The organism is Staphylococcus succinus, assembly GCF_029024945.1.
Classification (GTDB): domain Bacteria; phylum Bacillota; class Bacilli; order Staphylococcales; family Staphylococcaceae; genus Staphylococcus; species Staphylococcus succinus.
The window spans coordinates 1,270,669-1,294,183 of the sequence record NZ_CP118976.1; the positions used below are offsets into that span (position 1 = coordinate 1,270,669).

The 23,515-nt window shown below is 33.5% G+C and carries 22 protein-coding genes and 1 other RNA gene; 21 read left to right on the forward strand and 2 right to left on the reverse strand.

What is annotated here, in order from left to right:
* The 3 genes from aspS (at nt 1) to PYW31_RS06220 (ending at nt 2,949) form a co-directional block, all read left to right on the forward strand.
* Nucleotides 1-1,767, forward strand: a complete 1,767-nt coding sequence (gene aspS / locus PYW31_RS06210) for an aspartate--tRNA ligase (RefSeq protein ID WP_046836620.1) — start codon at nt 1-3, stop codon at nt 1,765-1,767.
* A 62-nt stretch (nt 1,768-1,829) separates the two neighbouring features.
* Nucleotides 1,830-2,020: non-coding RNA, 6S RNA (ssrS, locus tag PYW31_RS06215), on the forward strand.
* 158 nt (nt 2,021-2,178) lie between these two features.
* Complete coding sequence (locus PYW31_RS06220) at nt 2,179-2,949, forward strand: tRNA threonylcarbamoyladenosine dehydratase (RefSeq protein WP_046836619.1); 771 nt, start codon at nt 2,179-2,181, stop codon at nt 2,947-2,949.
* 295 nt (nt 2,950-3,244) lie between these two features.
* On the opposite strand, the gene PYW31_RS06225 is transcribed toward PYW31_RS06220, so the two are convergent.
* A complete protein-coding gene (locus tag PYW31_RS06225) occupies nt 3,245-4,522 on the reverse strand; it encodes a replication-associated recombination protein A (protein WP_046836618.1) in 1,278 nt (425 codons plus the stop codon).
* Nucleotides 4,523-4,608: 86 nt separating this feature from the next.
* On the opposite strand from PYW31_RS06225, the gene cymR reads away from it, so the two are divergent.
* The 3 genes from cymR (at nt 4,609) to PYW31_RS06240 (ending at nt 5,521) form a co-directional block, all read left to right on the forward strand.
* On the forward strand, nt 4,609-5,028 hold the full coding sequence (cymR, locus tag PYW31_RS06230; RefSeq protein ID WP_046836617.1) for a cysteine metabolism transcriptional regulator CymR: 420 nt from the start codon (nt 4,609-4,611) through the stop codon (nt 5,026-5,028).
* 116 nt (nt 5,029-5,144) lie between these two features.
* A complete protein-coding gene (locus PYW31_RS06235) occupies nt 5,145-5,327 on the forward strand; it encodes a CsbD family protein (protein WP_046836616.1) in 183 nt (60 codons plus the stop codon).
* Between the two features lie 32 nt (nt 5,328-5,359).
* The gene (locus tag PYW31_RS06240; RefSeq protein WP_169746234.1) at nt 5,360-5,521 is read left to right on the forward strand and encodes a hypothetical protein; all 162 of its coding nucleotides are present in this window, start codon (nt 5,360-5,362) and stop codon (nt 5,519-5,521) included.
* 123 nt (nt 5,522-5,644) lie between these two features.
* On the opposite strand, the gene PYW31_RS06245 is transcribed toward PYW31_RS06240, so the two are convergent.
* Nucleotides 5,645-6,649 (reverse strand): LLM class flavin-dependent oxidoreductase, encoded by a 1,005-nt coding sequence (locus PYW31_RS06245; protein WP_046836615.1) that lies wholly within the window; start codon nt 6,647-6,649, stop codon nt 5,645-5,647.
* A gap of 289 nt (nt 6,650-6,938) precedes the next feature.
* Between PYW31_RS06245 and sal the strand changes: the two genes are divergently transcribed.
* The 15 genes from sal (at nt 6,939) to pxpB (ending at nt 23,514) form a co-directional block, all read left to right on the forward strand.
* Complete coding sequence (gene sal, locus PYW31_RS06250) at nt 6,939-8,570, forward strand: Sal family ABC-F type ribosomal protection protein (RefSeq protein ID WP_082104707.1); 1,632 nt, start codon at nt 6,939-6,941, stop codon at nt 8,568-8,570.
* Nucleotides 8,571-8,631: 61 nt separating this feature from the next.
* The gene (locus PYW31_RS06255; RefSeq protein ID WP_046836614.1) at nt 8,632-9,774 is read left to right on the forward strand and encodes a cysteine desulfurase family protein; all 1,143 of its coding nucleotides are present in this window, start codon (nt 8,632-8,634) and stop codon (nt 9,772-9,774) included.
* Nucleotides 9,775-10,887, forward strand: coding sequence for a tRNA 2-thiouridine(34) synthase MnmA (mnmA, locus tag PYW31_RS06260; RefSeq protein WP_046836613.1), 1,113 nt, complete (start codon nt 9,775-9,777; stop codon nt 10,885-10,887).
* A gap of 137 nt (nt 10,888-11,024) precedes the next feature.
* A complete protein-coding gene (locus PYW31_RS06265) occupies nt 11,025-11,690 on the forward strand; it encodes a tetratricopeptide repeat protein (RefSeq protein ID WP_046836612.1) in 666 nt (221 codons plus the stop codon).
* A gap of 3 nt (nt 11,691-11,693) precedes the next feature.
* The gene (gene recD2 / locus PYW31_RS06270) at nt 11,694-14,081 is read left to right on the forward strand and encodes an SF1B family DNA helicase RecD2 (RefSeq protein WP_046836611.1); all 2,388 of its coding nucleotides are present in this window, start codon (nt 11,694-11,696) and stop codon (nt 14,079-14,081) included.
* Nucleotides 14,082-14,435: 354 nt separating this feature from the next.
* Complete coding sequence (gene alaS / locus PYW31_RS06275) at nt 14,436-17,066, forward strand: alanine--tRNA ligase (protein WP_046836610.1); 2,631 nt, start codon at nt 14,436-14,438, stop codon at nt 17,064-17,066.
* Nucleotides 17,067-17,134: 68 nt separating this feature from the next.
* Complete coding sequence (locus tag PYW31_RS06280; protein WP_046836609.1) at nt 17,135-17,395, forward strand: IreB family regulatory phosphoprotein; 261 nt, start codon at nt 17,135-17,137, stop codon at nt 17,393-17,395.
* 3 nt (nt 17,396-17,398) lie between these two features.
* On the forward strand, nt 17,399-17,827 hold the full coding sequence (gene ruvX, locus PYW31_RS06285; protein WP_046836608.1) for a Holliday junction resolvase RuvX: 429 nt from the start codon (nt 17,399-17,401) through the stop codon (nt 17,825-17,827).
* A 16-nt stretch (nt 17,828-17,843) separates the two neighbouring features.
* A complete protein-coding gene (locus PYW31_RS06290) occupies nt 17,844-18,170 on the forward strand; it encodes a DUF1292 domain-containing protein (RefSeq protein WP_046836607.1) in 327 nt (108 codons plus the stop codon).
* Nucleotides 18,171-18,524: 354 nt separating this feature from the next.
* On the forward strand, nt 18,525-19,166 hold the full coding sequence (locus PYW31_RS06295) for an O-methyltransferase (protein ID WP_046836606.1): 642 nt from the start codon (nt 18,525-18,527) through the stop codon (nt 19,164-19,166).
* Complete coding sequence (locus tag PYW31_RS06300) at nt 19,163-20,086, forward strand: peptidase U32 family protein (protein ID WP_046836605.1); 924 nt, start codon at nt 19,163-19,165, stop codon at nt 20,084-20,086. The genes PYW31_RS06295 and PYW31_RS06300 overlap by 4 nt, the downstream gene beginning before the upstream one ends.
* A gap of 55 nt (nt 20,087-20,141) precedes the next feature.
* On the forward strand, nt 20,142-21,368 hold the full coding sequence (locus PYW31_RS06305; RefSeq protein ID WP_103356899.1) for a peptidase U32 family protein: 1,227 nt from the start codon (nt 20,142-20,144) through the stop codon (nt 21,366-21,368).
* The gene (udk, locus tag PYW31_RS06310; RefSeq protein WP_046836603.1) at nt 21,368-21,991 is read left to right on the forward strand and encodes a uridine kinase; all 624 of its coding nucleotides are present in this window, start codon (nt 21,368-21,370) and stop codon (nt 21,989-21,991) included. Before PYW31_RS06305 ends, udk begins: the two co-directional genes overlap by 1 nt.
* Nucleotides 21,992-22,018: 27 nt before the next feature.
* Nucleotides 22,019-22,495 carry a transcription elongation factor GreA gene (greA, locus tag PYW31_RS06315; RefSeq protein WP_046836602.1) on the forward strand — a complete coding sequence of 159 codons (477 nt, stop codon included), beginning with the start codon at nt 22,019-22,021 and terminating at the stop codon, nt 22,493-22,495.
* A gap of 296 nt (nt 22,496-22,791) precedes the next feature.
* Nucleotides 22,792-23,514, forward strand: coding sequence for a 5-oxoprolinase subunit PxpB (gene pxpB, locus PYW31_RS06320; RefSeq protein WP_046836601.1), 723 nt, complete (start codon nt 22,792-22,794; stop codon nt 23,512-23,514).
* Nucleotide 23,515: the final 1 nt, after the last annotated feature.

Here is a 23,515-nt window from a genome sequence, read left to right on the forward strand (position 1 = left end):
ATGAGTAAGCGTACAACATATTGTGGTTTAGTGACTGAATCACTTTTAGAGCAAGAAGTTATATTAAAAGGCTGGGTGCATAACCGTAGAGATTTAGGTGGACTCATCTTCGTTGACTTACGTGACCGTGAAGGTTATGTTCAAATTGTATTCAATCCAGCGTTTTCAGAAGAGGCTTTAAAAGTTGCAGAAACAGTGAGATCTGAATACATTGTTGAAGTTAGAGGAATAGTTAAGAAGCGTGATCCTGAAACAGTTAATCCTAAAATTGAAACTGGACAAATTGAAGTACAAGTTTCAAATATAGAAATTATCAATAAATCTGAAACACCACCATTCGCTCTAAATGAAGAAAATCAAAACGTTGACGAAAATATTAGATTGAAATATAGATACCTTGATTTAAGAAGACAAGAATTAGCACAAACCTTTAAAATGAGACATCAAACGACACGTTCCATTAGACAATATTTGGACCAAGAAGGTTTTTATGACATAGAAACACCAGTTTTAACTAAGTCTACACCTGAAGGCGCACGTGATTATCTTGTACCTTCTCGTGTACATGAGGGTCAATTCTATGCATTGCCACAATCTCCACAGATATTCAAACAATTATTAATGATTAGTGGATTTGATAAATATTATCAAATCGTAAAATGTTTCCGTGATGAAGACTTACGTGCAGACCGTCAACCAGAGTTTACACAAGTGGATATTGAAATGAGCTTCGTTGACCAAGAAGACGTTATGGATATGGGCGAAGAAATGTTACAAAATGTTGTTAAAGATGTGAAAGATGTTGAAATTCCACGCCCATTCCCAAGAATGACTTATAGTGAAGCAATGGAACGTTACGGTTCAGATAAACCAGATACACGCTTTGATATGGAACTTATTAATGTTTCAGAATTAGGCGAAGTTATGGATTTCAAAGTATTTAAAGATGCAGTTAATAACAATGGACAAGTCAAAGCAATCGTTGCGAAAGGTGCTTCTGACAAATATACGAGAAAAGACATTGATGCTTTAACTGAATTCGTTAATATTTATGGTGCTAAAGGTTTAGCGTGGGTTAAAGTTGTAGAAGATGGATTAAACGGTCCAATTGCCAAATTCTTTGAAAATGACCATGTTGAAAAATTACAATCACTTACAGGCGCTAAAGCCGGCGACTTAGTATTATTTGTAGCTGACAAACCAAGTGTAGTGGCTCAAAGTTTAGGCGCTTTACGCTTGAAATTAGCTAAAGAATTAGATTTAATTGATCAATCTAAATTGAATTTCTTATGGGTGACTGATTGGCCATTATTAGAATATGATGAAGATGCTAAACGTTATACAGCAGCTCATCATCCATTCACAGCACCTAAACAAGAAGATATTGATAAGTTAGATAATGAACCAGAAAATGTACAAGCAAACGCTTATGATGTTGTATTAAATGGTTATGAATTAGGTGGTGGGTCAATCAGAATCCACAATGCCGACTTACAATCAAAAATGTTCGAAGTATTAGGTTTTACTGATGAACAAGCGAAAGAACAATTTGGTTTCTTATTAGATGCATTTAAATATGGTGCGCCACCACATGGCGGTATAGCATTAGGTTTAGACCGTCTAGTTATGTTATTAACTGGCCGAACTAATTTACGTGATACAATTGCATTCCCTAAAACTGCATCAGCATCATGTTTATTAACAAATGCACCAAGTGAAGTTTCAGAAAATCAATTAGAGGAACTTTCATTGCGTATTCGTCATTAATTTAGATAAGAGGTTTTATTCTTGCTAAATCTATATATTGTGGTATGATTATTCCATAAGATAGTCATCTGTAGTGTTCGTATGTTTGCTTTATATTTGGGCCTAACACTCTTTGATCCGGGAGCCCAATGGGTTTTCTTGCAGCGCACACGCCTCAATAGGAGGACTTGCAAAACAAGAAACAGGGCACCCACCTGTTTTAAGCAGGCCGAATGATCAAGCATCTTATAACTACGGCATTAACGGACTCTATCAGTACGCAAGACTTCGGTCTTGCGTATTTTTTTTGAAATCTTTACTAATAAATAAGATTATTTAAATAAAAACTATAATGCTTTATTAAAATATATAAGTAAGATAATGTTATACTGATTTTAATATAGAAATATTTTATGAATAAGGAGTATTTAAATGAAACATCAATTTTCTAGAAATGAATTAGCTTATGGACAAGAAGGGTTAGATTTATTAAAAAATAAAACTGTTGTTGTACTTGGCGTGGGTGGCGTGGGTTCATTTGCTGCAGAGGCATTAGCGCGCACGAATATTGGTCACATCATACTTATTGATAAAGATGACGTCGATATTACTAATGTTAATCGTCAGCTACATGCACTTACCTCGACTATAGGGCAAAGTAAAGTGACATTAATGGAAGAACGTATCAAATTAATTAATCCAGACTGTAAAGTGACATCATTACACATGTTTTATACAGAAGAGACTTATGAAGATTTATTTAATCATTATGATATTGATTATTTTGTAGATGCCAGTGATACGATTATGTATAAAGTACATTTGATGAATGAATGTTTAAATAGGGACATTAAGGTGATTTCAAGTATGGGTGCTGCTAATAAGACAGATCCAACGCGTTTTCAAATAGCAGATATATCCAAAACACATATGGATCCCATGGCAAAAATAATAAGACGAAAATTAAAGAAAATCGGTATTACTAAAGGTATACCAGTCGTCTTTTCAGATGAAAGTCCGATTGTGATTAGAGAAGATGTAAAAGATACTGTAGGTGATGCAAACGCACCAACTAGAAAAGGGCAAATACCACCATCCTCTAATGCTTTTGTACCAAGCGTTGTTGGACTTATTTGTGCGAGTTATGTGATTAACGATATTTTGAAAGAGATACCGGTGACACGTATCAAAGACAAAAAATAGTTAGGTTAGCAATAAAGAATAAAATAAATATAGGCATAAAAATAATTCTGGGTGTAAACGCCCGGGAATAAGATAAAAAGTACACCTCTATGTTCCTATAGAGGTGTACTTTTTATCTTATTATTTTATGTCTTAGATGATGTATGTTTGCTTAAAGCGGATTTTTAGCTTGTAACTTTTTGTTATATAGTTATATTATGCTACAGAATATTATACAAACATTAAACGGTAAAATATACAACAGATGATTTCTACTAGTAATAAAGTAGAAATCATTTTTTCTTAAATCGCAGTCTTAATTTTTAAATTGAGATTGTTTGATATTTTCGTATACTGCCTTAAACTGTTGTTCACTTTTGGAAGTTGTTTTAGGTTCATAGTAAATTTTGTTCTTTAATTTATCGGGTAGGTATTGTTGCGCTACAAAGCCATTGTCATAACTATGTGGGTATTTATATCCAATCGCCCGACCCAATTCTTTAGCACCAGCATAGTGGCCATCTTTTAGGTGGTCTGGTATTTGACCAACTAACCCTTTACGTATATCTGATAAAGCTGAATCAATCGCTGTAATCCCAGAATTTGATTTTGGAGATAAACAAAGCTCAATTACTGCCTGACTAAGTGGGATTCTTGCTTCAGGAAAGCCTAGGCGTTCAGCTGATTCTATAGCTGCGAGTGTACGTTGCCCTGCTGCCGGTGAAGCTAAGCCTATATCTTCATAAGAAATCACTAGTAATCTGCGTACGATAGTAGGTAAGTCGCCTGCTTCAATAAGTCGCGCTAGATAATGTAGCGCAGCGTTGACATCACTACCTCTAATCGATTTTTGAAAAGCGCTCATAACATCATAATGCATATCCCCATCTTTATCACTAACCAAAGCTCCTTTTTGCAAACAATCTTTGGCATCTTGTAAGGTAATATGTCTTGTGCCATCAGTTACCTCAGAACTTAACACTGCTAACTCTAAAGCGTTTAAAGCACTTCTTACATCACCTTGACTTTGCGTCGAAAAATATAATAAGGCATCTTCGTCAACATGTGCATGGTAAGTTGCTAAACCACGTGTTTCATCAGTTAACGCTCTATCTAATGAAACTCTGATGTCATGTTCATCTAAAGAATATAACTCGAATATTTGCGCTCTAGAACGAATTGCTGGGTTGATTGCATGATAAGGATTTGATGTTGTAGCACCAATCAATACAATTTTTCCATTTTCTAAATGGGGTAATAAAAAATCTTGTTTCGCTTTATCTAAACGGTGAATTTCGTCTAAAAGCAAAATAACTTGGCCAGACATTTTCGCTTCTTCTACAATTAATTGCATATCTTTTTTGGTATTTGTAACGGCATTGAGCTGTCTGAATTTATATTGTGTACTGCCAGATATTGCTTTTGCAATACTTGTTTTCCCAATGCCAGGAGGGCCATAAAAGATCATTGAAGATAAGCGTTTGGTATCTACCATTCGTCTAATAATACCCTTTGGACCCACTAAATGTTCTTGAGAAATGACTTCATCTATGTTATTTGGTCGCATTCTTGATGCAAGTGGCTCATTTGTCACGATTTGTCACACCTTTCTGATTCTATATTAACGTAAAAAATGATAGAATGTTATTATATAGTATTCGAATTAAGTGAGGTTATATAATGAAAATTTCAACAAAAGGAAGATATGGATTAACACTAATGATATCCCTAGCTAAAAAAGAAGGTCAAGGGTGTGTGTCATTAAAATCAATTGCAGAAGAAAATAATTTAAGTGATCTATATCTAGAACAGTTAGTGGGTCCTTTAAGGAATGCAGGTTTAATTCGAAGTGTTCGTGGTGCAAAAGGTGGTTATCAATTAAGAGTACCGGCAGAAGAAATAACAGCTGGTGACATTATTCGTTTGTTGGAAGGTCCAATTACATTTGTAGAAAGTATTGAATCAGAACCACCAGCGCAGAAGCAACTTTGGATTAGAATGAGAGATGCAGTTAGAGATGTACTTGATAATACTTCATTGAAATATTTAGCAGATTATAAAGATACTGATAATTTAGATGGTTATATGTTTTATATTTAAAAAGAAAATAGTGACGTAGCTTATATAAATAAAAGTAAATTAATTTCGTTTTGTATGTTTAATGCTTCTTAGACAGTGGTATTGATTATATATACATCGCTAAGGAGGTTATCAAAATGGCTGATGAAAGTAAGTTTGAACAAGCAAAAGGTAACGTGAAAGAAACGGTCGGTAATGCTACTGACAATAAAGACTTAGAAAAAGAAGGTAAAGAAGATAAAAACTCTGGTAAAGCCAAAGAGTTTGTTGAAAATGCCAAAAACAAAGCGAATGAAGCTATTGATAAATTTAAAAAATAAGCAACATCTCATTTTGAAAGGGGAAAATACACATGGCTGAAAATTTCTTAAACAAAGCAAAAGATACTGCGAAAACAGTATCTGAAAAACTTAAAGGTTCAGATAACGAAAAAGCGAAACAGGCTTCAGAACAAATTGATAAATTCACTGGTGGCAGTGACGAAGATAAAAACGATAAAAAAGACGAAAAGTAGAATGCTTTTGTCTTAAATGCATAAGACTTTAATCGTTTATTATATTTTTAAAGCCCGCTCCATATTATGGAGTGGGCTTTTTTCTTCGTTTAACATAAATTACATTCTATTTACAGTTATAGACTAATCATTAAGATTTGTAATAACATTTTTTAATTTACGATAGGATTCTAATTGAGCATCTTGATCATAAACATAACTAATTGCCATAAGTTCATCGAATTCACCATATTCAGCAATAAAAGCTTTGAGTTTTTGCTTAACCGTTGCTTCTGAGCCTATGAGTGATTGATTCATACGTTGTTTGGCAAGTTCTAATTCTCTAGGAGTTAATAAGCCTCCTAAATTATCAGTTGGAGGTTGAACAGGTTGCATCTTACCTCGAGTGATACTGACCATCACTTGGGCTTGAGTTGTTGCTAAATAATGTGCTTGTTCGTCTGTATCTGCAACGATTGCATTAAGACATACAATCATATAAGGCTCGTTAAGTACATCAGAAGGTTCAAACAACTCTTTATAAATGTGCATAGCTTCTTTCATTTGTTGTGGTGCAAAATGTCCTGCAAAGACATATGGTAGACCTTTTCGCGCTGCCAAATGCGCAGAATCGGTAGAAGATCCTAGGATATATAAAGGGACATTTTTATCAACGGCAGGATAGGCGCGTACATAAGCTTGTTTGTTTGCAGGGCCAAAATATGTCGCAAGTTGTTCAACTTCTTCTGGGAAATCATAAACGCCATTATGTTGATCTCTACGTAATGCGCTGGCTGTCATCATATCCGTACCTGGCGCGCGACCTAACCCAAGGTCTAAACGATTTGGGAATAATGTTGCCATCGTCCCAAATTGCTCTGCGACGACTAATGGAGCATGGTTTGGTAGCATGATGCCGCCAGATCCAACACGAATTTTAGAAGTGTGTTCTAAAGTATGCTGTATGAGTAGTGATGTTGCCGAGCTTACTAAATTTGGGGCATTGTGATGTTCAGCAATCCAATAGCGATTATAATCTAATGATTCTAGGTTTTGCGCTAAAGTCACCATATCATCAATAGCATCTTTATCATCATGTCCCTCTCTAATGGGAACGAGATTAAGTGCGGAAAGTTTTAAGTGGTTCATAAATGTATTATCCTCCTTGAGCTTGTTAATATATTGAAGTATAACAGCCGGAGGAAAACTTGCGAATAAAATTGCTCACTGTTATACTAAATGAAATTAAAACGTTAGGTGGCTTAAATTAAGACAATGGATAACTCTCAAAAGATTAACTCAAATGAATTACATTTATATAAAAAAATTACTGGGATATGTCTATGTCGTAAATAAGCTTCCTTAAAATCTAGCAACTTTACATTATTATTTTATGCTATTTTATGATGTGTCATATCCGTGAAAGTGGGAAATTGATATGTCTTTTTATTTTGTGCAAAAACCATTCGAAAAATATGGTAAAACGTTAATAGAACACGTAAATATATCTGTTGAACCAGGAGAACACATAGCAATTGTAGGGGATAATGGTGTTGGCAAAACGTCGTTGTTAAATGAAATTTTTAAAAAATATGAGGGTAATGCTTATTTAATGAAGCAAGATATGACGATTTATCATGACATTATAGCGATGGATTATATCATGTCTTTATATCCTGAATGTTTAACTATAAAAAAAGCAATGCAGCATAATTATGAGCGTATTGCAGATTATATTGCTTTAAATGGATATGAAATAGAACAGCGTATCCTTACAAAAGCAAAGCAATTTAATTTAACAGAACATGATTTAAATCAATCAATAGGTTTGCTAAGTGGAGGACAACAGACAAAAGTTGCATTATTACGAGCAGTTATATCTGATAAGGAATTAATTTTGCTAGATGAACCAACGAATCACCTTGATCAAGCAATGTTAGCTGACTTAGTTCAATATATGAATAAATCAAATCATACTTTGATTTATGTCACACATCATCGTGGATTTATGAACGAAACAGCTAGTCACATTATTGAAATTACTAACCAATATACTAGAAAATTCATAGGCAATTATAACCAATATAAAGAAATCATAGACTTAGAATTTCAAACCCAAGTTAGAGCTTATGAAAAACATCAAAAAGAAATAAAAGAACTAGAGCAGACAATTAGCCGAGTAAAAGAATGGCATTACACAGCTAAACAATCAACGAGTGTGAGAGACCCAATTGAACAGAAAAGGTTAAGCAAATTAGCTCAAAAATCTAAAATAAAAGAAACGCAATTGACCCAAAAACGTAATGATACAAATTTTGAAGAACCGGAAATGGATGATAGACATTTTCATTTTAATGACCAAGATGTTTTGCGCAAACGTAACTTACTACGTATAGAACACTTTAGCATGACCATGAATAACAATCCTATTTATGAAAATGCTCATTTTGAAATTAAAAATGGCGAAAATATATTACTCACTGGGCCTAATGGAAGTGGGAAGTCATTGTTGATTGATATCATTAGACAACGATTGATACCGGATATTGGAAAAGTGCATATAACACCATCGCTTAAAATAGGATATTTTGATCAGCAAAATAATAATTTAGATTATGATGAAACGCCACTTAATATGGTATTAGACCTAGAGGGGATGAATCGCAGTCATGCACAAACGATTTTAGCTTCATTTGGGTTTAATCAAGATAAAATAGTGCATGCTATAGCAGATTTATCAATGGGAGAAAAGAGTAGGCTTCAATTTGTATTGTTATTTTTCTCAAATCCTCATTTACTCATATTAGATGAACCAACCAACTATTTTGATATCGCTACACAAAACTTAATTATGAAAATGATACAAAGTTTTAATGGTCAAGTATTTATTGTGACACATGATATATACATGCAGTCACAATTTAAAGCCACACACTGGGAAGTTAGAAATAAGCAGCTACACAATTTGTCATTAAAGCAAGATAAAAAGTTAAATGTCAATGATACCTTGAGATTATTAGATGATTATAAAGCTATTGATGAAAATGGTCATTTTGAAACAGACAACTAGAAAAATTAATTAGATGGTGCTATCATTGGAACATTGATAAAAATTGTAAGGAGTGTCAAACATGGAAGTATATGCAGATTATGCTGCAACAACCCCTGTAAAACAGGAAGTAGTTGATAAAATGATGGATATATATGCTGTTCATTATGGTAACCCATCTTCTATTCATAGTGTTGGGAGAAATGCACGAAAGCATCTAGATGATTCGCGTAGAAGTGTCAAACAAGCTCTCGGCGCAAAGCAGAATGAAATTATATTTACAAGCGGCGCAACAGAATCTAATAATACAGCTATTAAAGGTATTGCATATGCACAGCGTTATAAGGGTAACCATATCATTACTACTAAAATTGAGCATCACTCTGTACTTCACGTGTTTGGACAACTTGAAAAAGAAGGCTTTGATGTAACTTATTTAGATGTAGATCATCAAGGTTTAGTCCAACTTGATCAATTGAAAGAAGTTATTACAGAACAGACGATTTTAGTATCAATAATGTTTGTCAATAATGAGATAGGTACAGTACAGCCAATGTATGAGATTGATAGTATTGTTGCTGATTCTAATGCTTTATTACATGTCGATGCTGTACAAGCAATCGGTCATCTAGATATAAATTTTCATGATTTTAATATTGATGCAATGAGTATAACAGCGCATAAATTTGGAGGTCCTAAAGGTGTTGGCGCCTTAGTAGTAAAAGAGGGTACACCACTACAATTTTTGCAATTAGGTGGAGAACAAGAAGCAAAACGCAGAGCCGGTACTGAAAACCTGCCTCAGATTGTTGGTTTTGCAGAAGCGCTTAAGCTTGCAACAGAACATTTAAATGAAAATAACATACACCTTATGAATTTGAAAAATCAATTTCTAGTTTCCCTTCAAGAGCGTTCTATACCCTTTGAACTAAATGGCTCTATGACTGAGTCAACGGGACATATTGTGAATTTATATTTTCCATTTATTGATGTTGAAACCATATTAACCTTATTGGATTTAGCCAATATTTATGTATCATCGGGGTCTGCATGTACTGCAGGGACTACCACACCGTCACATGTATTAGTAGCAATGTATGAGCATGACGACAGAGCAAAACATTCTGTGCGTTTTAGTTTTAACGAACAAACAACAGAACAAGAAGTTAAGTATATAGCGACAGAAATTCATAAAATTTATCACAAATTTAAGGAGGACATATAAGTGTCAAATAAAGATACACGTGTTGTTGTAGGCATGTCTGGTGGCGTAGATAGTTCTGTAACTGCACATTTATTAAAAGAACAAGGTTACGATGTCATAGGCATTTTCATGAAAAATTGGGACGATACAGATGAGAATGGTTTTTGTACAGCGACAGAAGATTATAATGATGTTATTGCAGTATGTAATCAAATAGGGATTCCATACTATGCGGTTAATTTCGAAAAAGAATATTGGGATAAAGTATTCACTTATTTCTTAGATGAATATAAAAAAGGACGTACACCAAATCCGGATGTAATGTGTAATAAAGAAATTAAATTCAAAGCGTTCTTAGAACACGCGTTGAAATTAGGTGCAGATTATGTGGCAACAGGTCATTATGCACGCATTCAGCGTCACGAAGATGGACATGTTGAAATGTTACGAGGGATTGATAATAACAAAGATCAAACTTATTTCTTAAATCAATTATCACAAGATCAATTAGCTCATGTGATGTTCCCAATCGGCGATATAGAGAAAAAAGAAGTACGTCGTATTGCTGAAGAGCAAGATTTAGCTACGGCTAAGAAAAAAGATTCAACTGGTATTTGTTTTATTGGTGAACGTAATTTTAAAGAATTTTTATCGCAATATTTACCAGCGCAATCAGGAGAAATGCGTACATTAGATGGTGAAAAAATCGGTGTTCATGCAGGTCTGATGTATTATACAATCGGTCAACGTCACGGTCTTGGCATTGGTGGAGATGGTGAACCATGGTTTGTTGTTGGAAAAAATTTAAATGATAATATTTTATATGTTGAACAAGGATTCCATCATGACGCACTTTACAGTGATTATTTAATTGCATCAGATATTTCTTTTGTAAATGACGTTGATTTAGAAAATGGTTTTGAATGTACTGCTAAATTTAGATATCGTCAAAAAGATACAAAAGTATTTGTAACCAAAGAAAACGATAACGCAATACGTGTTACTTTTGATGTGCCAGTACGTGCTATTACGCCTGGGCAAGCTGTCGTACTATATGATGGCGATATATGTTTAGGTGGCGCTACAATTGATGATGTCTATAAGCAATCGGGTCAATTAAGCTACGTTGTATAATATTATATGATAAAGATGTATTCGGAGATCGTTAGTTGAGCTATATATTATAGTGACTGACGATTTCTTTTTAGTAAAATAGCATTTAAAAACCATCAGCAAATGTTATAATAGATAGTCAGAAAAGAGGGTTTAAATTGAATCAAGAACAAATTTATAAATTAATCAAGCAAGGAAATATAGAAGCGGCAATTAAAGCATTATTTGAGAATATTGAGCAAAATCCACAAGAAGTTGAAAATTACATAAATGCAGGTATTTTAATTGCTGAAGCCGGAGAAGTAGCAAATGCAGAAAAATTCTTCCAAAAAGCAATTACATTAGATCCTCATAATGGTGCAATATATTATAATTTAGGCAATGTATATTATAATGAGAATCGATTTACTGAAGCGATTAAACTATATCAACAAGCCTTAAAATATAATGTTGACCAAGTAGATACTAACTACATGATAGGCATGTCCTTTAATCAATTAGAAGCATTTAAAGAAGCACTGCCATTTTTAATGACAGCAGCTGAGTTAGATGACCGTAAGGATAGTGAAGTACAATTTCAATATGGGTTAGTGCTTTGTCATTTAGAAATGTTTGAAGCAGCAGTAACACAACTGAATCATGTGTTAACTCTAGATGAGGCTCATACAGACGCTTTATATAACTTAGGTTTAGCAACGTATATGCAGACTGAAGATCCCCAACAAGCACTACAATATTTTGAATGTGCAGTTGCGATTAATCCAGAACACATTATGAGTCAACATGCTATTAAAACATTTAAAGCTATCGCAGAGGAGGATTAACTTATGGAAGACCCTACATTATTCACGAGTTCTATGATTAAAGGCACTGTTGATGCAATTTTATTTCAAAATAAAGAGAACTTTTATACAGTTTTAAAAGTAGATATGATTGAATCAAATGAATCATTCGATTCAATGCCTACAATTGTAGGGTTTTTTCCAGAAATAACTGAAGGCGATGTCTATACTTTTAAAGGTCAAGTTGTTACCCATTCAAAATATGGCAAACAATTAAAAGCTGAAACATTTGAAAAAGAGTTACCACAAACGAAAGAAGCGATTATAAGTTATTTATCTAGTGATTTATTTAAAGGTATAGGAAAAAAAACAGCACAAAGCATCGTAAATAAATTAGGCGAAAATGCAATAAATGATATCTTAAATAATCCAGAAATATTAGAAAAAGTACCAGGGTTACCTAAGAAAAAGCAAAAGCAAATTGCTGAGCAGATTGCGAGCAATCAAGAAACTGAACAAATCATTATACGTTTACATGATTTAGGATTTGGACCTAAACTTGCAATGGCTATTTATCAAGCTTACATGGGAGATACTCTTGACATAGTTAAAAGCAAACCGTATCAACTTGTTTATGATGTAAAAGGTATTGGCTTTAACAAGGCAGATACTTTAGCTAGGAATGTTGGTATACAGTTTAATGATGCTGAACGTCTCAAGGCAGGCTTACTATATGTATTAGAAGAAGCGTGTATTAAACAAGGTCATACCTATTTACCAACGAACAATGTATTAGAAATGACTCAAGATATGTTATCGCAGCCACCAGCTGAGGTGATTGACACGCAACAATTAGAAACAGTATTACAAGATTTAGTTAGTGATACTAAGCTAATTCAACAAGAGAATGAAGTTGCTATACCCAGCCTTTATTATTCAGAACTTAAAAGTGTACAAAATTTATATCGTAATTTCAGCTATACCAACAAATTAAAAGAGATTGAACAATCGGACTTGTTACTTGAAATTGGCGATATTGAAGAAAGAAATAAAGTGTCATATGCAGACTCACAAAGAGAAGCGTTACAAACTGCAATTAATTCTAAAGTAATGTTACTTACTGGCGGTCCAGGTACAGGAAAAACGACAGTGATAAAAGGTATTGTTGAGTTATACGCTGAAATTCATGGTTTATCTTTGGATTATGATGATTATCAAAACGATGTTTATCCAGTGGTATTAGCAGCGCCAACCGGAAGAGCTTCAAAACGATTGGCTGATGCCACGGGCTTAGAGGCAATGACAATCCATAGATTAATTGGATGGAATCAGGATACATCACCAGAAGATATTTTAGATAATGAAATTTCAGCCAAATTGATTATTATAGACGAAATGTCTATGGTTGATACATGGTTGTTTCATCAATTTATGAGTGCTGTGCCGATAGATGCGCAAGTCATTCTAGTAGGTGATGAGGATCAATTACCTTCTGTTGGACCAGGACAAGTATTTAAAGATTTAATTGATTCTAAGGTCATACCTCGTGTGAATCTGACCGAAGTCTATCGTCAACAAGATGGCTCAAGTATTATTGAATTGGCTCACAGAATGAAGTTAGGTGAGTCCATAGATATTACGCAGCGATTTCATGATCGTAATTTTATTAATTGTAGTACAGATCAAATCCCGTCTGTAGTAGAAAAAGTAGTGTCAAGCGCAGTGAATAAAGGCTATGATATGAGTGATATACAAGTATTGGCTCCTATGTACAAGGGATCGGCCGGTATTAAAAAGTTGAATACTGTATTACAACACATCTTAAATCCTAAAGAAAAAGATACACGAGAAATAGAATTTGGTGATGTGTTCTTTAGAAAAGGTGATAAAGTATTGCAATTGGTAAATAGACCGAGTGATAATATTTTTAATGGTGATATCGGCGAAATTGTTGGTATATTCTGGGCAAAAGAAAATGCTTTAAATAAAGATGTACTCGTGGTTGATTTCGAGGGGAACGAAATTACATTTACACGTCAAGATTTAATGGAATTGACACATGCTTATTGTACCTCAATTCATAAATCGCAAGGTTCTGAATTTCCAATTGTAATCATGCCGATGGTAAAACAATACTTTAGAATGTTACAAAAGCCTATTTTATATACGGGTCTTACACGAGCTAAGCAATCTTTAGTGTTTTTGGGGGACCCACAAGCGTTTGATATAGGATTGAAAACACATGGACAAGTGAGAATGACGCAACTATGTTCACTCTTGAAAGCTTATTTCAATAATGAAACAATTTCAGAAGACGAAGATATCAATCAAAGTATTGATTCAGAAACAGTATTAACAGAATCTACAATGTTTAAAATTGATCCAATGATAAATATGGGAACGATTTCTCCATATGATTTCGTAGAAGATTGACATTGGTAAAGAAAATAAATACAATATAATTAACTTCGCATGAAGAAAAGTAAACTATATTAGACAAAAAGAGATGTACTGGTTGGTGAAAAGTACAGGTGATATTAGTTGAACGCTACTTTGTGTCAGTAAACATAAGACTAATTAAGTGATAAGTATAAATTAGTAAATTTTTAAATAACTATCGAATGATATGCACGACATAAAGCATGGATAGAATGAGATTTTGCTAAGGCTTATAACTAGGGTGGTACCGCGAAACGTTCGTCCCTTTTATGAGGATGGGCGTTTTTTTATTTGCAGTTTTTATTTTATGACTGATATAACATGATTTAATATGGAGGAAATTTAAGGATGAAAAACTTAAAAGCAAGTGAGATTAGACAGAACTTTATTGATTACTTTGTAGAAAAAGGACATATGGTGGAGCCTTCTGCACCATTAGTACCTATAGATGATGATTCATTATTATGGATAAATTCAGGTGTAGCTACATTGAAAAAATATTTCGATGGACGCGAAACACCTAAAAAGCCACGTATTGTTAACTCTCAAAAAGCGATACGTACAAACGATATTGAGAATGTTGGGTTTACAGCGAGACACCATACATTCTTTGAAATGCTAGGGAACTTCTCAATTGGAGACTATTTTAAACAAGAGGCAATTGAATTTGCTTGGGAATTTTTAACAAGTGATCAATGGATGGCAATGGATCCACAACGTTTATATGTTACGATTCATCCAGAAGATGTTGAGGCTTATCGTATTTGGAATGAAGATATTGGTTTAGAAGAAAGTAGAATTATACGTATAGAAGGCAATTTTTGGGATATAGGTGAAGGTCCGTCAGGTCCAAATACAGAAATTTTCTATGATCGTGGTGATCAATTTGGTCAAAATGATCCAAAAGAAGAAATGTACCCAGGTGGGGAAAATGAACGTTACTTAGAAGTGTGGAATTTAGTATTTAGTGAATTCAACCATAATAAAGACCATACGTACACACCACTTCCAAATAAAAATATTGATACTGGTATGGGGCTTGAGAGAATGGCTTCTATTGCACAAAATGTGCGCACCAATTATGAAACGGACTTATTTATGCCTATTATCAATGAGGTGGAAAAAGTTTCAAATAAAAAGTATTTAGAAAATGATGCCTTTGATGTTGCATTCAAAGTAATTTCTGACCACATTCGTACAATTGCATTTGCTATTGCAGATGGCGCATTACCAGCTAATGAAGGTAGAGGCTATGTTTTACGTCGCTTATTAAGACGTGCGGTTAGATTTAGCCAATCGTTAGATATAAATGAACCATTTATGTACAGACTTGTAGATATTGTTGCTGACATTATGGAACCTTATTATCCTAATGTTAAAGAAAAATCAGACTTTATTAAACGTGTAATTAAATCCGAAGAGGAACGTTTCCATGAAACGTTAGAAGAAGGATTAGCTATACTAAACAATTTAGTAGCTAAAGCAAAAGTAGAAACTAAAGAAATTAGTGGTAAAGATGCATTTAAATTGTATGACACTTACGGTTTCCCAGTTGAATTAACAGAGGAAATCGCAACCCAAGAAAATCTTTCTGTGGACATGGCTACTTTTGATGCAGAAATGCAACAACAAAGAAATCGAGCAAGACAAGCACGTCAAAATTCACAATCTATGCAAGTTCAAAGTGAAGTGCTAAAAAACATTACTACGCAAAGTGATTTTGTTGGTTACGATGTTATGGATAAAGCTACTACAATTACAGATATTATTTACAATGGCGAATTAGTTGAAGAAGTTGAAGCTGGAGACAGTATTCATTTTGTATTAAAAGAAACGCCGTTTTATGCTGTAAGTGGTGGACAAGTAGCTGATAAAGGTACAATTAGTAATGAAAACTTCGAAATAACTGTTTCAGAAGTGACTAAAGCACCAAATGGACAAAACTTGCATAAAGGGGAAGTACAATTTGGTAATGTGAACACAGGGGCTGAAGTCTCTGCTAGTGTAAACCATACTGAACGCCGTGCAATAGAGAAAAACCATAGCGCAACACACTTATTACATGCAGCATTGAAAGAGGTATTAGGTGAGCATGTTAATCAAGCAGGTTCATTAGTTGAACCAGATCGTTTGAGATTTGATTTCTCTCATTTTGGTCCGATGACTGAAGACGAAATAGATAAGGTAGAACGTCGAGTAAACGAAGAAATTTGGAATAGTATTGAAGTGAGCATTCAAGAAATGTCTATTTCTGACGCTAAGGCATTAGGTGCAATGGCATTATTTGGTGAGAAATATGGTGATATTGTTAGAGTTGTAAACATGGCGCCGTTTTCTATTGAATTATGTGGTGGTATACATGTAAATAACACATCAGAAATTGGATTATTTAAAATTGTTAGTGAATCAGGTACAGGTGCAGGTGTGCGTCGTATAGAAGCATTTACTGGTAAATCGGCTTTCCTTTATTTAGAATCAGTACAAGAGAAGTTTAACGCTGTTAAATCACAAGTGAAAGTTAAATCAGATGACCAAGTCCTTGAAAAAGTTGTTCAAATGCAATTGGATGAAAAAGAATTAACTAAGCAATTAGAACAACGAAACAAAGAAATTACTTCACTAAAAATGGGAGATATAACAGATCAAGTTGAAGATATCAATGGCTTAAAAGTATTAGCTACTGAAGTTGAAGTTGCGAATGCGAAAGCAATTCGTGAAACTATGGATGATTTTAAATCAAAATTACAAGATACTGTTATTGTGCTAGTGAGTAATATAGATGGGAAAGTGTCATTAGTTGCCACAGTACCTCAATCACTAACAGATAAAGTAAAAGCTGGTGATATTATCAAAAATATGGCTCCAATCGTTGGTGGAAAAGGCGGCGGCCGTCCGGACATGGCTCAAGGTGGCGGTACAGAACCAGAGAACATAACAGAATCATTACTTTTCATTAAAAATTACATTAAATCCCTATAACTTCTAGGTGATGTCATGTAGAATGTAACTAACTAGATTGTTACTCGATATTAAAGGAGTGTTTAATAATGGAAAACTTTGATAAAACTATGAAATTTAATTATGATGAAATTCCAAAAGAAGATGTCAAAACAGTACTACAAAATGTCTATAATGCGCTTGAAGAAAAAGGATACAATCCTGTAAACCAAATTGTGGGTTATTTATTATCTGGTGATCCAGCTTACATTCCTCGTCACAATGAAGCAAGAAACCAAATTCGTCGTATTGATCGTGACGATATTATGGAAGAATTAGTATCGAATTATTTACAAGAGAAACCCGATTAAAATATGTTAAAACATAAGATTTTAGGTTTAGACGTTGGTAGTAAAACTGTTGGCATTGCAGTTAGTGATCTTATGGGTTGGACAGCTCAAGGATTAGATACACTCCGTATAGATGAAGAAAATAATGAATTAGGTATAGATAAGTTAGTAGAAATCATAAAAAAAGAGAACGTAGGTTCGGTTGTTATCGGTTTGCCTAAAAATATGAATAATTCTATTGGATTTCGAGGCGAAGCTTCGTTACAATACAAGGAGCAACTTAAAGAAGCATTGCCATCTTTAGAGATAATCATGTGGGATGAGCGATTAAGCACTATGGCTGCGGAACGTTCGTTACTCGAGGCAGATGTTTCAAGACAGAAAAGAAAAAAAGTAATAGATAAAATGGCAGCAGTGTTTATATTGCAAGGTTATTTGGATTCTATTCAATAAAAAGGAGCGTTTTATAATGACAGAACACAATCATGATGCTGAATTAGAAATAAACAACGAAGAGGAATTATTAACTTTATACGATGAAGAAGGCAATGAAGTATTATATCGTAAAGTTTTAGAATTCTATCACCATGAATTCAAAAAAGAATATGTGATTCTTGCTGAAGAAGGCGCAGAATCTGATGACGATGATTTAGTAGAATTAGTACCAATGATTAACGAACCAGATGAAAATGGTGAAGGTGGCAAATTCTTACCTGTTGAAACAGATGAAGAATGGGATATGATTGAAGAAATCGTTAATACAGAAATGGATGATCACGAACACGATCACGAATAATTTTTTGTATAGGGGAACCAAGCTGATTAATTCAGCTTGGTTTCTTTTTATGTATTAGAATTAAACAGTGTTCCTATTCTTTCATGTTGTAATATCACATATTTTAATGGAAAAGGCCATGCCACACAATTTACACTTATATTCTAACTAACTTTATGGTAAAATATATAAAGTTAATTTCAAGCGTATAATTAAGATCTATAGCATAAAATGAATTATTAAATAACAAAGTAATGTCTCATATGAAAATGACCTATATTTAAATTACTTGCGTTACCATAATCAGTCAGAATGACTGATTTATTTTATTGTTTAAAATAAAAGTAGTATTTTACAACGAAGGAAGTTTTGAAAATGGATAACAATCAGTTATATTTATTAAAGTTGCATGAACAGACTGATGCGAATATAGAATCTCTAAGAGCATATGCTGAAGAAAATCATGTTCCAATAGTTGATAGAATCACATTAGAAATGATAAAACAGGTCATAAGATTACATAAGCCCACACATATATTAGAAATTGGGTCAGCTATTGGTTATAGTGCTATGCAATTTGCATCGGTTTCTAAGGATATTAAAGTGACTACAATTGAACGTGATACTGAGATGATAAACAGAGCTAAAGCTCACTTTGAGGCATATCAATTTAAGGATCAAGTTAGACTAATTGAAGGCGACGCATTAGAACAATTTGAAAATGTTAATGATTACACTTATGATATGATATTTATCGATGCTGCCAAAGCACAATCTAAAAAGTTTTTTGAGCTTTATACACCACTATTAAGAGAAGGTGGCGTTGTTATTACTGATAATGTTCTTTACCATGGTTTTGTGTCAGATATTTCTGTAGTGCGTAGAAGAAATTTACGTCAAATGGTTAAAAAAGTTCAAGAATACAATGATTGGTTAATAAATAATGAAAATTACACTACAAACTTTTTAAATATAGATGATGGTTTAGCAATTTCAATTAAAGGAGTGTCAATATGACGGAATTATTAGTAACCCCCAAGACCGTTGAGCATATTGAAACATTAATAGAAAAAGGCGCAGATGCATTTATTATCGGTGAACAAAAATTTGGTTTAAGGCTTGCTGGTGAATTTAATCAGGCTGCTATGAAAAAAGCTGTCGAATTAATTCATAAAAATGGTAAAAAGGCATATGCTGCTGTGAATGGAATATTCCATAATTATCATTTGAATGCGTTGGAATCGTACATCAATTTTCTACACGAGATTAATGTAGATCGAATTATTTTCGGGGATCCTGCAGTTGTGATGTATGTTAAACAGCAAAAGCATCCAATTCCATTACATTGGGATGCTGAAACGCTAGTGACTAACTATTTTCAATGTAATTATTGGGGAGAAAAAGGCGCTGCACGTGCACAATTAGCGAGAGAATTAAGTTTAGAAGAAATAATAAACATTAAAGCGCATGCGAACGTTGAAATAGAAGTACAAATCCATGGAATGACATGTATGTTCCAATCTAAACGTATGTTGTTAGGTAATTATTTCACTTTCCAAGAACGCCAAATGAAAATCGAAAGAAATCAAGAAGCAAATGAATTATTACTTTATGATGAGGAACGTGACAATAAGTATCCAGTATATGAAGATTATAACGGAACGCATATCATGTCTCCTAATGACATTTGCTTAATTGAAGAATTAGATCCACTGTTAGAAGCTGGAATAGACGCCTTGAAAATTGATGGTGTATTACATACTGAAGAATATATTAATGTGTGCACTGAACAATATAGAGAAGCAATCGATTTATATCTTGAAGACCCTGAAGCTTATGAAGATGAAAAATTCATGCTAGTTGATCCAATTGAAGCGATTCAACCAGAGCATAGGCCGTTTGATGAAGGATTCTTATATAAACAAACTGTATATTAAGGGAGGCTTAACAGTGAAAGTTTTAGAAAAAGAAAATACCAATAAAAAACCTAAAATGAAAAAACCTGAACTGCTTGCGCCTGCAGGAAATTTAGAAAAACTTAAAATTGCTGTACATTATGGTGCAGATGCTGTTTTCCTTGGTGGACAAGAATATGGGTTAAGATCAAATGCTGATAATTTCACTATGGCAGAAATAAGAGAGGGCGTAGAATTCGCCAAACGTTATAATGCCAAAATTTACGTAACGACTAATATTATTGCACATGATGAAAATATAAAAGGACTAGATGATTATTTACGTGACTTAGAATCAACAGGTGCAACAGGTATTATCGTTGCAGACCCTCTGATAATTGAGACGTGTAAACGAGTAGCACCGAAATTAGAAATTCATTTATCAACCCAACAATCACTTTCAAATTATAAAGCCGTTGAGTTTTGGAAAGAAGAAGGTTTGGATAGAGTGGTTTTAGCACGCGAAACAGGTGCTATGGAAATGAAAGAAATGAAAGCTAAGGTCGATATAGAAATTGAATCATTTATACACGGTGCTATGTGTATTGCTTATTCTGGAAGATGTACATTAAGTAATCATATGACAGCAAGAGATTCTAACCGTGGAGGTTGTTGTCAAAGTTGTCGTTGGGATTATGATTTATTAAAAGTTGAAGATGATGGTGAATTAGATCTATTTTATGACGCAAATGATGTAACACCATTTGCGATGAGCCCTAAAGATTTAAAATTAATAGAATCTATACCTAATATGATGGATATAGGGGTTGATTCACTCAAAATTGAAGGGCGTATGAAATCAATTCATTACATTGCAACAGTTGTTTCTGTATATAGAAAAGTGATTGATGCTTATGCAGAAGATCCAGAAAACTTCAAGATTAAGCGTGAATGGCTAATTGAGTTGGATAAATGTGCAAATAGAGATACTGCTTCATCCTTTATCGTAGGTGCCCCAGGTTATGAAGAACAGATGTTTGGACAACAAAGCGCTAAAAAATCACCCTTTGATTTTTGTGGTCTTGTGTTAGACTATGATGAAAAGACGCATATTGCTACAGTACAACAACGTAATAAATTCGAACCAGGCCAAGAAATAGAATTCTTTGGTCCTGAAATTGAAACCTTTAGACAAGTAATAGATACAATTTATGATGAAGAGGGTAATGAACTTGATGCTGCACGTCACCCGTTACAAATCGTGCAAATTAAAGTCGATCATCCAATTTATACGAACAACATGATGAGAAAGGAAATTGGATAATGAAAAGTACGACTATTATTGGGATTGCTGGTGGCTCTGGATCAGGCAAAACATCAGTAACAAACGAAATTATGAAAAATTTAGAAGGTCATAGTGTTGCACTATTAGCGCAAGACTATTATTATAAAGACCAATCACATTTAACATTTGAAGAGCGCTTGGAAACCAATTATGATCATCCATTTGCTTTTGATAATGATTTATTAATAGATAACTTAAATGATTTAAGAAATGGAATTCAAATTGAAGTACCAACATATGATTATTCGAACCATACAAGAAGCGATGAAACGATTGCATTTGAGCCAAAAGATGTTATCATCGTAGAAGGTATATTTGCATTAGAGAACAAAACATTAAGAGATTTAATGGATGTTAAGATTTATGTTGATACAGATGCTGATTTACGTATTTTAAGACGACTCTTACGAGATACAGAAGAAAGAGGCCGTACAATGGAGTCTGTTATTAATCAATATTTAAATGTGGTTCGACCAATGCATAATCAGTTTATAGAACCAACTAAGCGATATGCAGACATTATTATTCCAGAAGGTGGAAGCAATAAAGTAGCTATCGACATAATGACAACAAAGATTCAAACATTAGTAAGTAAACAATAGTATGTATATGTAAAGGAAGATGACACAATGGAAAATCAAAAGCAATATCCAATGACTCAAGAAGGTTTTGAGAAATTAGAACTTGAACTTGAAGAGTTAAAAACAGTTAAACGACCAGAAGTTGTTGAAAAAATTAAAATTGCGCGTTCATTTGGCGATCTATCAGAGAATTCAGAATACGATGCTGCTAAAGATGAGCAAGGTTTTATTGAACAAGATATCCAGCGCGTAGAACATATGTTACGTAATGCACTTATTATTGAAGATACTGGAGATAACAACCAAGTACAAATCGGTAAAACAGTGACATTTATTGAATTACCTGGAGATGAAGAGGAAAGTTACCAAATCGTTGGTTCAGCAGAATCAGATGCCTTTAAAGGTAAAATTTCTAATGAATCTCCTTTAGCTAAAAGTTTAATCGGTAAAAAATTAGATGATGAAGTACGCGTGCCATTGCCAAATGGCGGCGAAATCAACGTTAAAATAGTTAATATTAAATAAAACATAAAACCCCCTTAATACATTTAATGTATTAAGGGGGTTTTATGTTAATTGATATATTTATATACTTGTTATGTATTTTTTGGTAAATTATTAGCAATAAACAATTTAAAACTTTAAAAATTACTACGAAATATTTGAATATATTAGAGTCATTTAACTATTAAATTAACTTATTGCTTTTAATAAGTTAATGAAATTAAGTTTATTTTCTATCGATGATACAATGAAAATATTAAGTGCTCAATTTATTGTTTTATAAAATTAATTAAGCATATAACAAAGGGGAGTATGTTTTGGAATTTAAGTTTATTAACGAACAATCGATTATGATTTACTTTAACAATCACATCGAGGCTGAAACGTTCCAAAAAGTACAACAAGTAGAGCAATATATTAAATTACAAAATAATCCAGCAATTATTGAAATAGTACCTTCGTATCGAGCGATTTTGTTGTATATAGATACAAATCAAAGCGATATAAAAAAAATTGTATCTGAGTTGGAACTAGACAAGCTTGATTTAACGCAATTCAACAACGAAGTGAGTCATCATAAAACCGTACATATACCAGTGCTATACGGTGGAGAGTATGGTCAAGATTTAGAGGAAGTAGCGAACTATAATAAAATATCGACCGATGCTGTTGTTCAAATGCATACGAATAATACATATTTAATTTATATGCTTGGTTTTATGCCAGGCTTTCCATTCTTAGGGGGTTTGAATGAAAAGTTGCATACACCGCGGCGTCAAGACCCTAGAACACGTATACCTGCAGGTTCTGTAGGTATTGCGAACAATCAGACAGGACTATATCCAAAAGAGTCACCAGGCGGGTGGCAAATTATAGGAAGAACACCACTCAATGTCTTCGATATTCATAGAGAAGTAATGTGTTTATATGCAGCTGGGGACTATATTAAATTTTATTCTATAACAGAAGAAACTTACCATGAAATAGTGGAAGAACAAAGGCATAATAATTTTAATATAGATAAGTGGGTGGAAAATTAAT